This is a genomic window from uncultured Winogradskyella sp. (genome assembly GCF_937958655.1).
Taxonomy (GTDB): domain Bacteria; phylum Bacteroidota; class Bacteroidia; order Flavobacteriales; family Flavobacteriaceae; genus Winogradskyella.
Genome location: NZ_CALGNH010000076.1, coordinates 1 through 12630, shown reverse-complemented (window position 1 = coordinate 12630; position 12630 = coordinate 1). Strand labels below are relative to the sequence as shown.

Here is a 12630-nt window from a genome sequence, read left to right as displayed (position 1 = left end):
AGGTTTTTTATTTAAGGTAATTGTAATTAGAAAAAAAGAACTACAAAGCCATTAAGTAAATGACAGAAATAATACGACTTAAAGACATTAAAAATAGTTTGCAACGGATTGATGTTGTTGCTGCAATGGAACAAGGTTTTATTCAATATAGTAATGGTAATACCGTTGTGCCACCTGTTGGTGAATTGTTGTTTGAAAAGCCCAAAGGCGATGTGCATATTAAATATGGCTACATTAAAGCGGATGATTACTATGTTATAAAAATAGCTTCTGGTTTTTATGATAATACAAAACTTGGCATTTCAACTAGTCAAGGGCTTATGCTAGTATTTAATCAAAAAACAGGTGAGCCAGTCGCAGTTTTATTAGACAAAGGTCATTTAACAGATATTCGTACCGCAGCAGCTGGTGCATTAGCAGCAAAGTATTTTGCACCAAAACATCTAACTGCCATTGGTATTATAGGTACAGGCATTCAGGCCAAATTACAATTGCAGTACCTTCAACAGCATACACCATGTAAGCGTGTCTGGGTTTGGGGACGATCAGAGGAAAATACCCAGAACTTTGTAAAAGCACTTGAAGCTGATTTCGATATTACTATCGCACGCACACCTGCAGAACTTGCTAAAAACTGTAACCTTATAGTAACAACGACACCATCAGAAATAGCCTTGTTAAAGACGGAAGACATTCAAAAAGGTACACATATTACCGCTGTTGGCTCGGATACAGTACACAAACAAGAATTAGATAGTAAACTGTTAAAAATCGCTGATATTGTGGTTACAGATAGCCTAGAACAAAGTAAAAGTAGAGGGGAAATTTATAGAGCGGTAAACGCTAATGAACTAAAAGTGGACGCAGTTATAGAATTAGGAACTGCACTACAAAACACAAAACTACAGCGCACAAACGATGGGCAAATTTCTATTGTTGACTTAACAGGTGTGGCCGTACAAGATATTATGATTGCAAAAGCAGTATATCTCAACCTAAAAAAATAAAATCGAATGAATATTCCAATTTTTGAACTAGAACGTGTACAATCCCTATTTGAAAACACTGTAGATTACAACCTAACGGAAAGTGGATTCCATCCATATACGCTAAACGAACTATTAGAAAAAGACAAAATAGATACCCTTACTAATACAGTTTTAGGTTACGGTCAAACCAATGGATCTATTCCTTTACGAAAAAGAATAAGCGCTATGTACAATGGTGCTAATGAAGAGAATGTTTTAGTAACCAATGGTTCATCAGAAGCCAATTTTATTGCCTGCCACACCCTTTTAGAAAAGGGAGATGAAGTTGTAATGATGGTGCCTAACTATATGCAGATTTGGGGCATTGCCGAAGAAATGGGATGCATACTTGAAGCGTTTCATTTAAAAGAAGAGAATGAATGGAAACCCAATTTAGAAGAGTTAGAAGCCTTAGTGACTTCTAACACAAAAATGATTGCATTATGCAATCCAAATAATCCCACAGGTTATACGCTTACCCATGATGAAATGCAGCAAATCGTAGCCATTGCTAAAAGCGTAGATGCATGGATTTATTGCGATGAGGTCTACAGAGGTGCAGAGCTTAACGCAATAACGATTGAGAGTTTTATTGGTATGTATGATAAAGTAATGGTAAATGGTGGCTTATCTAAGGCTTATGCATTACCAGGATTACGTTTGGGTTGGTTAATTGGGCCAAAAGCGGTTATTGCTGATACCTGGGCTTATAGTGATTATACCTCTATCACAGCAGGTATTATGAGCCATTATATTGGCGAAATTGCACTGCGACCAGAAAAAAGACAAGAGATTTTAACCCGAAATAGAACCATGCTCAATGAAAATTTAGTAGTTGTAAAAGCATGGCTAGATCAATATGGTGATTTGTTTGAATACACAGCGCCAAAAGCTGGCGGCATGTTGTTTATTAAATACAATCTTGATATTAATTCTACAGAATTAGCCGAATGGTTACGTACTGAAAAGAGCGTATTTATTTTGGCAGGAGATTGTTATGGTATGGATCATCATTTTAGAATTGGCATTGGAGAACGTAAAACTTATATACTAGAAGGCTTAGAGCGTATAAAACAAGCATTGAAGGAACGCTTTAGCTTGTAGTAGTTTATTTTCAGACTAAGGGTTAAGATAAAAATACCCGTAATTGGGTATTTAAAGTGGTGTTTTCAACTTATAGTTTTAGCAAAACTAAAATCATAATAAAGTGAAACAAAAACTACTTTTAATCGCAGTCGTTTTGACCGCATCAATGTCTTATGGCCAAACAAAAATTGAATCATCCTTAGAACAATCTTACGATGGTAGTGCGTACACAAATTTACTAGGTACTAACTACGAATACGACAGTAATGGAAATTTACTTTCTATGACTGAATTAGTTTGGAATGGTTCTCAATGGACTAATTTTTTTAAAACATTATATACCTATAATTCAAATAACAAAACAACTGAAAGGTTAGATCAACAATGGGATGGTAATCAATATACTAACCAGTATAGGACATTATATACTTATAACGCTAATGAATTAGTTACAGAAATCTTAGAACAAGATTGGGAAAATAACCAATGGGGAGAATTATTATAGAATAAATATTACTTATAGTAACAATTCAATATTCGAAGGAATTAACCAAGAATGGACAGGCACGCAATGGATAAATAGTGATAGAAGTATATTTACGTATACAGGCAATAATTTAACCCAAGTTTTAAATGAAGAATGGAATGGAGCGCAATGGACAGTAGTAGATTCATACAGAGATATTTTTACTTACAATGCTAATAATAAAAAGACCGCCTACATTTTAGAAACGTGGGAGAATTCTACTTGGGAAGAAGAGGAAAGAATCGAATACGTTTTAGATGCAACTGGAAATAGAACTACAGAAACGGAAATTTTTAATGGTAACAATCAGTATAGAGTAGAATACAATTATGATACAACCTCTTTACTAAGTGATTTTTTTCATCCGTTTAATGACAAAACAGGAGCTGATTATATCTATGAGGATGTTCCTCATGTAAATGCAATTACGAGCCAAACCATATTAATTTCTAACCCATCAACAAATAATCTTGAGGTCACAGCCAGAGTAATTTACGACTACAACAACCAAATTACACTTAATGTTCAAAATTTTGAGGCTTCAAATAACGTTACGATATATCCAAATCCTTCAAGTGAATTTATAGCCATAGAAGGATTACAGCAAAATGAAACTGTTTCAATTTATAATGTTTTAGGAACCCTTGTTAAAGAAAAATATGTAACACCAAATCAACGCATTGCTATTAAAGACTTAAATAGTGGGATGTATTTTTTAAAACTGGAAAATGGATATACTATAAAATTTGTAAAAAACTAAACGATTATCTTTTTAGTATATCACTTAATTAGCTAATTGTTTTTCTCAAAAATTTAGAAGAGTTCAACTTTAAAAAGCTCAATATTAACACCATTTAATTGTGGCTTAAATCGCTACGTTTAATCTGTTAATATTGATCTTAATTAATTGAAATTACATAACAGGTTTAAAAGGCTTAAAGTACTAGCTCATAATTGTAGGTGATATACTACATACTTGTAAATTAGTTAAATGAAAGTCCTACCATTTAACTATCTTTGAACCATAGCTTACTATCTAAGAAAATATTAAGCCACAAACGTATAATTATTGTCTCAAAACTAAATAAATTGTCAAATTATGAATAGACAGGTAATCTTTGTAATTTTTACTTTTTTTGGGTTGTTAACTTCAAACGCCCAATTTAAATATCTTAATCCTGAAGTTGATATAGATGCACGTGTAGAAGATTTAATCAGTAGACTTACATTAGATGAAAAGGTAGATCAAATGTTAATGAATACCTCTGGTATTCCACGTTTAAATATACCGCCTTACGATTATTGGAACGAAGCACTACATGGTGTTGGACGCTCTGGAAACGCAACCGTTTTTCCTCAAGCCATAGGTTTAGCCTCTACGTTTGATAGTGACTTAATTTTTAAGGTATCATCAGCCATTTCAGATGAAGCGCGTGCTATGTATAATGCCGCTCAGGCCAATAAAAACTACAAACGATATAGCGGATTAACCTTTTGGACACCAAATGTTAACATATTTAGAGATCCACGTTGGGGTCGTGGCCAAGAAACCTACGGCGAAGATCCCTTTTTAACGGGTCAGTTAGGTGTAGCTTTTGTAAAAGGGTTACAAGGAAGTGATCCAAATTATCTTAAAACCTCAGCATGTGCAAAACACTTTGCTGTACATAGCGGACCAGAAAAGTTAAGACACGAGTTTAATGCCATTACAAGTCCTAAAGATTTAAATGAAACCTACTTGCCAGCTTTTGAAGCCCTTGTAAATGCAGGAGTTGAATCTGTAATGTGTGCCTACAATAGAACAAATGGAGAACCTTGTTGTACTAGTAATTATTTATTAGCAGATGTGTTATACAATAAATGGGGATTTAAAGGACATGTGGTCAGTGATTGTTGGGCACTTGAGGATCTTTATTCAGATATTGGGCATGGTACAGTTACTAGTAAAGTAGAAGGAGCTGTTTTAGCGCTTAAGAGTGGAGTGAATCTTAATTGTGGTAACACATATACAGTATTGGTTAAAGCTGTAAATGATGGATTAATAAAAGAATCTCTAATAGATGAGAGGCTTAAGCCATTGCTTAAGACAAGATTTAAACTCGGAATGTTTGATCCTGTATATAGCAATCCTTACAATGCAATTTCGTACAAGGTTGTAGATAGTAAAGAAAACAGAGCTCTGGCAAAGGAAGCCGCAATTAGATCTATTGTTATGCTCAAAAACAACGGTATACTTCCTTTAAAAACCAATCTCAACAGGTATTATGTTGTAGGGCCTAACGCTGCATCTATTGATGCACTTTTAGGGAACTATTTTGGAGTTAATGCTAATATTGTTACGTTTTTAGAAGGTATTGCTTCGGCTGTTGAGCCTGGCAGCCAAGTTCAATATAGTCCAGGAACAACATTAAATCAAAAGAATGTAAACCCTGTAGATTGGTCATCTGGTGAAGCTGCCGAGGCCGATGTTACCATTATAGGAATGGGACTTACCAGACACCTAGAAGGGGAAGAAGGAGAATCCATATCGTCTCCTTATTTTGGTGATAGATTAGATTATAATATTCCACAAAATCAAATAGATTATTTAAAAAAAATAAAAAGCCATGGTAAGCCTGTGGTTGCGATTATAACTGGAGGTTCTCCAATGAATCTTTCTGAGGTTCACGAACTAGCGGATGCCATATTATTTGCTTGGTACCCAGGGCAAGAAGGCGGTAATGCTATTGCAGACATCATATTCGGAAAAAAGTCCCCTTCTGGTAGATTACCTATTACGTTTCCTAAATCATTAGATCAATTACCAGCCTATGAAGATTATACAATGAAAGGAATAACCTATCGCTATATGGAAAAAGAGCCCATGTATCCTTTCGGATTTGGATTAAGCTATAGTTCATTTTTATACAGTGCATTAAAACAATCAGCAACAACGATGACCCAAAAAGAAACTGTTGAGGTCAGTTGTAAAATAACAAATGCTGGTAAACATGCAGCTATTGAAACAGTACAACTTTATATTACTGATGATAAAGCTAGTGTAGATGTACCATTATTTTCTTTAAAAGCGGTTAAATCTATTCATTTAGACCCAGGCGAAAGTAGGGATGTCGTTTTTACTATAAACCCAAAAATGCTAGAGCTGATAAATAATAAAGGAAATTCCGTTATGGAAAAAGGGGATTTTACAATTACTATATCGGGTAGTTTGCCAACAAAAAGAGCAATGGCTCTTGGAGCCTCAAAGCCCTTGCAAACAAAACTTAGGTTGAAGTAAGTTAATGGGCTATTAATTTGTATTTAAATATACAGCCATCTCTGTGTTCTGGAGCCTCGTTTGCTTTCGTAATTTCTTTTTATTAAGTTAGATTAAAATATTAAGGTTAATTTATACTAAGTACTAATTTAGTAAAACGACAATAAAAAAAATATATTATTAATGGAAGTTACAGCTAAAAAAAACGAAACCGTAGCTAGCATGATCTTTAGTTCTATTTATCCACACTATTTAAATAGAATTGAAAAAAATGGTAGAACAAAGGAAGAGCTAGATCAGGTTATTAGATGGTTTACGGGTATTAATCAGCAAACATTACAAATATTTATAAGTGATAAGTCAACGTTTAGAGATTTTTTTAATGCGGCCAAAGTACACCCTAATGTCCATTTAATTAAGGGGGTGGTTTGTGGGTATAGAATAGAAGAAATAAAAGACGAGTTTATGGTTTATAAACAATGCAGACGCATGGAAAAACTTATAGATGAGTTGGCTAAAGGTCGTAAAATGGATAAAATTTTACGCCAAGAAAAGTAATGTTTATTCGTGCTAGTACTCGGTAATCTGTAAATGGGTTAAAGAACAATAAAATTAAATAATATGTCTAGTTCTAATGGGTTACATGTCATTATTTTAATGACGCTATTTTTTAATATTGCGTATTCCCAGGATAGTATAGAGTATTATGAGCCATTAGCAAAAGACAGTTTAAGAGTTGGATTAGGTGATGACGATTTTATGCCTTTTATAAGAAGTGGTTATACGCTAATGCTTCCAGAAAATAGAAATATTAATGGTGTTTTAATTTTTTTAGAGGATTCTGGATATGATGATAAAAATAAAAGTGCAAAACAGTTATATAAATTGGCTTCAAAAAGCAAATTTGCTGTGTTGTCGGTGTCAACAGAGATTCCTTTTGATTTTTATTTTTTAGAGACGTCATTCTTTACTGTAAATCGCCACATAAAACATGCATTTAAAAACTATAAGTTACCCAACAAAAACATTTTCTTTTTAGGAGCAAGTTTAACAGGGCATAGAGCGCTACGCTATATTAAATTAATGAGTGAGAATCGTTCTTCTTTTCAGTTAAAAATTCAGGGGATTGTTATTTGTAATTTTGCTTTAGACTGGGTTAGAAAGTGGAATCAATACCAACGCGAAATAAAAATAGATAGAAATAATCTTTGGGAGGCAAAATTTATAAGTTATACGTTAGAAACTTACCTTGGTGGATCACCTTTGAAAGCTTCAGAAGGATATTATAATTTTTCAGCATATAGTTATTTTGATAAAAAATATCGAAATATTAAATTTTATAAAAATTATGCAATCAAAGCCTATATAGAGCCCGCTATTAAATACAGATTAATGACCTATGCACAAACAATGTACGAAAATAGTGCTACTGATATCGTTAGTTTTTTAGCAGAATTAATGCTTGCTGGTAATAAAAATACAGAATTAGAGGTTTTGCAACCTCACGATAATTTGGCTAAGAATATAAATGCGGATGCCACATGGAAGCGTGTAGATAAAATTGAATTAATGCGTTGGATAGAACTTCATTCTTTAAATTAGATCTAAACTAATAAAAAGCCCAAATAACTATTGTTACATGGGCTTTTCAACTATTAACCAACTTAACTAACACTATTATAAAAATTAATTTATAATTACTATTACTTGAAACGTGTCTTATTCTTATAGACGCAAAACTTCCAGATTTATTGCATTGAAAATTATATTTAACGTGTATTTAACAAAAACCCTGATGAAGTTTTAAACTTATCAGGGTTTTCTGATTTAATAGCTAACTAGTAACACTAACCATCAACTATTTCTGTTAACTATTAAATATAGCCACACTTTATATTGTAAAGATTATCTATGAAGAAATCTGAAGATACGTTAAAGTCGTTTTTTATCAATTTGATAGTTTCTTAATATATAGACGACTACTTTTATAATTTGTTACACAATTATCAAGTCTTAACATCTTTGAATATGAGAAGTAAAAAAACCTTGGTGCTAGGAGCATCATTAAAACCTAACCGTTATTCTAATATTGCGGTAAATAAGCTTAGGCAGTATAAGCACGAGGTTGTTGCATTTGGTCTAAAACAAGGCATAGTAGCTGATGTTACTATTGACACAGAATTAAAGCCTTATGATAATATAGATACAGTGACGTTGTATCTAAATCCAAAACGACAAGAGGATTATTATACATATATTACAGGATTAAAACCAAATCGTGTCATTTTTAATCCTGGCACAGAAAATCCAGAATTCTACGAACTTTTAAAAGCTAACAATATCAGTTTTGAAGTTGCTTGTACGCTAGTGCTACTTAGTACTAATCAGTATTAGTGTTTTTTTGATATCGCAAAAAGTCCTAAAAATGTAATAAATCCATTAATTGGTAGTATTTCCCAGTGGAAATTATAATACTGTTGTTGCGCATATAATGCAGCACAGTCCCATGCTGATTTTGTACACTTTTCTGCAAATAGCTCTTGGCTGTAGGCGTAATAGGTTGGAGTTAATGTAATAACGTAAGTTAAGCCTATAGCAATTATTCCTATAATCCATACATATTTATCTCTAATAGCACGTTTGGTTAAAATACCAAAGACAAATAAACCTAATAATGGTCCATAGGTGAACGTGGCAAACTTAAAAAGGTTTCCGACCACGTTACCTTCGAGCATATTAAATATTAAAACAACGATTATTAAAAGTATTGAAACACCGATATGAACCTTTTTTCTTAGCGGTTTTTGTACGTGTTTTGGTTTACTTTCAATATTTAAAAAATCTACACTAAAAGAGGTTGTTAAGGATGTTAAAGCACTATCAGCACTCGAGTAAGCTGCAGCGATAAGGCCAATTAAAAACGTAATGGCTAGCCCTTTTCCTAAACCTTGATTCATAGCAATTTCAGGGAATAATAAATCCGTACGAGGACGTCCATCTAAAATAGGGATGGCTACATTAAATGTGTCAGAATAAATAAATAATAGTGCTCCTAAAGACAGAAAAATAAAATTTACAATGATGAGTAAGGATGCCATACTAAAAATATTTTTTTTAGCGTCTTTTGGGTTTTTACACGTAAGGTTTTTTTGCATCATATCTTGGTCTAAACCAGTCATAGCAATAGTTATAAAAATACCACCAATAAAATATTTCCAAAAGTAAACCTTAGCGTAGGGATCATCAAAGAAGAAAATTCTACCTTTTTTTGCAAAGGCATCAGAGTTTAAAAATTCAAAATAGCTCCAATTTAATTTTTCGTTAATTAAATAAATGGCGACACATACCGATACTAACATGGCTAAGGTTTGGAGTGTGTCGGTCCAAACAATCGTTTTAATACCTCCTCTATTGGTATATAACCATATTAATAAAATAGAAAGGATTACAGTAAGCCAAAAAGGCACACCCATGGTTTCAAAAACAATATACTGCATAGCCAGAGCCACCAAAAATAAGCGGAATGAAGCACCAGTTACCCTAGATAATAAAAAGAAAAAAGCACCAGTTTTATAACTCACAAAGCCAAAGCGTTGCTCTAGGTATTGGTAAATGGAAGTCACATTAAGTTTATAGTATAAAGGAATAAGAACAGTAAGTATAAATATATAACCTACAAAAAACCCAAAAACACCTTGCATGTATGCAAATTGCTCTCCGTTAACCATGCCAGGCACAGAGATAAAAGTAACTCCAGAGAGCGATGCGCCTATCATACCAAAAGCTACCACATACCATGGAGATTGACGTTTGGCTTTAAAAAAGACATCATTACTATCATCTTTTCCAGTTAAAAAAGATATTAAAATTAAAATGCCGAAGTATCCTGCAATTAAAAGAAGTATGGCAGTGCTACTCATAAAATTTAGATTTAATCAATAAAATTTTACGAAAAATAGTACATTTGAGAAAATAACCTACTTAAAATAAAATAATTATGAAAAAGATTACCATGCTTTTAGCATTTATGGTTCTCCCCTTAACCGTCTGCGCCCAAAATTATTTAGACTTAATTGCCGAGGGAACTCACACCGTAGATCATATTGTAGAAGTGGCAGAATTACACTTTGATTCTGTTGGAAGAGAACGAGGAACAGGGTATAAGCCCTTTAGACGATGGCAATATTTTGCAGAGCGCGCTATGGATGAAACAGGCATGTTAAAATCTCCTGAGTTTTATTATAATGAATTGCAGGCTTATAATACGAGAGTTAATAATGAAGGATTAGCCTCAAGAACTATTGTTGGTACATGGGAAGAAATGGGACCAACATATTGGAATGCCAGCGCTGGTTGGAATCCAGGTGTAGGCCGTATTACCTCTATTGCAATTGAAGAAAATAATCTAAATCATATTATTGCCGGCGCTAATACTGGTGGAGTTTGGCGTAGTATGGACGGAGGTGCAACATGGGAAGTACTCACTGATAATTTAGCAAATATAGATGTTTACGCATTGGCTATAGACCCATTAGTAAATACCACATATTATTGGGGCTCAACAGGTGGTTCAATTTTTAAATCTACAGATAGTGGATCTACTTGGACCTTGCGAGGTAGTTTACCAAGCGGAACGGTTAACAAAATTCTTATTGATCCAACAAACACGCAAAAACTTTATGCAAGCGCTCAAGGTAGTGGACTTTACAAATCTATAGATGGAGGAACAAGTTGGACGATTATAGATAGTGGAGCAACAACGGGCTACGATTTTGAATTTAAACCAGGAGATCCTAATATCGTTTATGCATCTGGCTCTAAATTCTATAAATCTACAGATGGAGGCGCAACATTTAGTACCGATAATGGATTAACAAATTGGACGCAAGAGTTTGTCTCTGGTAATACAAGTTGGACCGTTGCAGCATCTAACCAAAATAATACAGTTACACCAAAGACAGGTAGTGGATTAGGTTTGTTTTACATAGGTAATTTTACTGCGCCTATGACAAGACTAGTAACGCCATCTTTAGACTTAACGGATGCTGTAAATCCACAAGTAAATTTTTCGTATACCAATGTAAATTGGGCAGGAGATATAGATGAGTTAAGAGTACTTTATAAAACGTCAGCAGGAGGTAATTGGGTGCAATTAGCAGAATATACTGCTGAATCAACAATTTGGAATGATATAACAATAAATTTACCAAATCCTACAGCGGATTATCACGTTGCATTTGAAGGCACCTCCAATTATGGGCGAGGATTAACATTAGATGATATATCGGTTCAAACCAACTCAGGAGTTGTGTTTACCGATGGTTTTGAAAGTTCCTCAAATGCTCTTGGTTCTGGCCCTAAAATGATAGGAGTTTCGCCAGCAGATGCAGATCGTGTTTATATCGTTGAGGCTTCAGGTGGAATTTTTGAAGGTTTACATGTTTCGGACAATAGTGGTAATTCTTTTATTAAGCGAAATCATGGTACTCAAAATTTCTTTGGTTACGACAGTAATGGTCAGGATACAAGCGGTCAGGCACCAAGAGACATGGACATAGCTGTTAATCCTAACGATGCGGATGATGTGCATATTGCCGGAATTAATACATGGAGGTCAACGAACGCAGGTTTTAGTTTCAATATTACCTCGCAGTGGACACCCAGTGGTGCGTTTGGTCAGAATATAGGGTATTGTCATGCAGATGTAGATATTTTATTATTTGCAGGATCTGGTGTAAATACCAAATTATTTGTAGGTTCAGATGGTGGTATTTTTGAAGCCGATGATCCTACAAATGTAAATTTTCAATACTATACTGATTTAACTGTTGGCATGGGTATACGACAGTTTTATAAGATTGGTGTTAGTCAAACCGATCCTGTGGTGGTTACAGGTGGTTCTCAAGATAATGGTACTTCAGTTTTGGGTGCCGATGGTAATTGGACAGATTGGCTAGGAGCAGATGGTATGGAAGGTTTTGTAGATAAAAATAACTCACAAATAATGTACGGTACCATACAATTTGGTGAATTAAATAAGACGACCAATGGCGGTGCAAGTAGGTTTGGACTTACAAATCCTGCAGGTAATGGGAATTGGAATTGGGTAGTGCCAATAGAACAAGATCCAATAATTCAGAATACGTTTTACGTTGCATATAACCAAGTGTTTAAGTCTACTAATGGCGGAAATACTTGGGTCACAGCTTCTCCAAATTTTGGAGCAAATATTGATCATTTTAAGATAGCACCTACAAATTCAAATAAAATGTATTTAGCTATAAATGGTGCCTTTTATTACACCAACAATGGCGGGATCAATTGGTTACAATCATCATCACTTAATTTAGGTGGTGGTTTTATTAATGAAATTGCAGTTCATCCAACAAATCCAGATAAAATTGCCATTGCAACAACCAATACAGAAAAGGTCTATATAAGCAGTGATGGTGGTCAATCTTGGGCATCGATCAGATGGGATTTACCAAATTTTGCATCGCAAGCTTTAGCTTGGCAAGATAATGGGGAAGATGGCCTTTATGTAGGTATGAATTATGGAGTTTATTATACAGATAATATATTAGGCAACACTTGGACTCCATTTAGTAATGGTTTGCCAAATGTTAGAATAAATGAACTAGAAATTAATACTGCGGACGGTAGAATTTATGCAGCAACTTACGGTAGAGGATTGTGGAGATCTAATATTTATAGCGCATCTTTAAGTTTAGATG

At 34.0% G+C, this 12630-nt stretch carries 9 protein-coding genes and 1 pseudogene; 9 read left to right on the top strand and 1 reads right to left on the bottom strand.

Annotated elements, in window-relative coordinates:
- Positions 1-59 precede the first annotated feature (59 nt).
- The 8 genes from Q0800_RS12865 to Q0800_RS12835 all read left to right on the top strand — a co-directional run bounded on the left by Q0800_RS12865 (position 60) and on the right by Q0800_RS12835 (position 8290).
- Complete coding sequence (locus tag Q0800_RS12865; protein WP_299130475.1) at positions 60-1007, top strand: hypothetical protein; 948 nt, start codon at positions 60-62, stop codon at positions 1005-1007.
- Between the two features lie 6 nt (positions 1008-1013).
- Entirely contained in the window at positions 1014-2132 is a 1119-nt protein-coding gene (locus Q0800_RS12860) for an aminotransferase class I/II-fold pyridoxal phosphate-dependent enzyme (protein ID WP_299130473.1), read from the top strand.
- 103 nt (positions 2133-2235) lie between these two features.
- Positions 2236-2619: a hypothetical protein gene (locus Q0800_RS12855; RefSeq protein WP_299130471.1), complete on the top strand. Its 384-nt coding sequence runs from the start codon at positions 2236-2238 to the stop codon at positions 2617-2619.
- The gene (locus tag Q0800_RS14180) at positions 2585-3400 is read left to right on the top strand and encodes a T9SS type A sorting domain-containing protein (RefSeq protein ID WP_366518848.1); all 816 of its coding nucleotides are present in this window, start codon (positions 2585-2587) and stop codon (positions 3398-3400) included. Before Q0800_RS12855 ends, Q0800_RS14180 begins: the two co-directional genes overlap by 35 nt.
- 339 nt (positions 3401-3739) lie before the next feature.
- Entirely contained in the window at positions 3740-5917 is a 2178-nt protein-coding gene (locus Q0800_RS12850; protein WP_299130469.1) for a glycoside hydrolase family 3 C-terminal domain-containing protein, read from the top strand.
- 162 nt (positions 5918-6079) lie between these two features.
- Entirely contained in the window at positions 6080-6454 is a 375-nt protein-coding gene (locus Q0800_RS12845) for a DUF2200 domain-containing protein (protein WP_299130467.1), read from the top strand.
- A gap of 63 nt (positions 6455-6517) precedes the next feature.
- Complete coding sequence (locus tag Q0800_RS12840) at positions 6518-7498, top strand: hypothetical protein (RefSeq protein WP_299130466.1); 981 nt, start codon at positions 6518-6520, stop codon at positions 7496-7498.
- 426 nt (positions 7499-7924) lie between these two features.
- Positions 7925-8290, top strand: a complete 366-nt coding sequence (locus tag Q0800_RS12835; protein WP_299130464.1) for a CoA-binding protein — start codon at positions 7925-7927, stop codon at positions 8288-8290.
- On the opposite strand, the gene Q0800_RS12830 is transcribed toward Q0800_RS12835, so the two are convergent.
- Entirely contained in the window at positions 8287-9816 is a 1530-nt protein-coding gene (locus tag Q0800_RS12830) for a sodium:solute symporter (protein ID WP_299130463.1), read from the bottom strand. The two genes, Q0800_RS12835 and Q0800_RS12830, sit on opposite strands and share 4 nt — an antisense overlap.
- Before the next feature lie 77 nt (positions 9817-9893).
- Between Q0800_RS12830 and Q0800_RS12825 the strand changes: the two are divergent.
- Positions 9894-12630: pseudogene (locus Q0800_RS12825) on the top strand (hypothetical protein); the annotation flags it as partial.

Coding starts and splice junctions, on each gene's coding strand:
- Q0800_RS12830 (WP_299130463.1), bottom strand. CDS start 9,816: ATGAGTAGCACTGCCATACTTCTTTTAATTGCAGGATACTTCGGCATT.
- Q0800_RS12845 (WP_299130467.1), top strand. CDS start 6,080: ATGGAAGTTACAGCTAAAAAAAACGAAACCGTAGCTAGCATGATCTTT.
- Q0800_RS12860 (WP_299130473.1), top strand. CDS start 1,014: ATGAATATTCCAATTTTTGAACTAGAACGTGTACAATCCCTATTTGAA.
- Q0800_RS12835 (WP_299130464.1), top strand. CDS start 7,925: ATGAGAAGTAAAAAAACCTTGGTGCTAGGAGCATCATTAAAACCTAAC.
- Q0800_RS12850 (WP_299130469.1), top strand. CDS start 3,740: ATGAATAGACAGGTAATCTTTGTAATTTTTACTTTTTTTGGGTTGTTA.
- Q0800_RS12840 (WP_299130466.1), top strand. CDS start 6,518: ATGTCTAGTTCTAATGGGTTACATGTCATTATTTTAATGACGCTATTT.
- Q0800_RS12865 (WP_299130475.1), top strand. CDS start 60: ATGACAGAAATAATACGACTTAAAGACATTAAAAATAGTTTGCAACGG.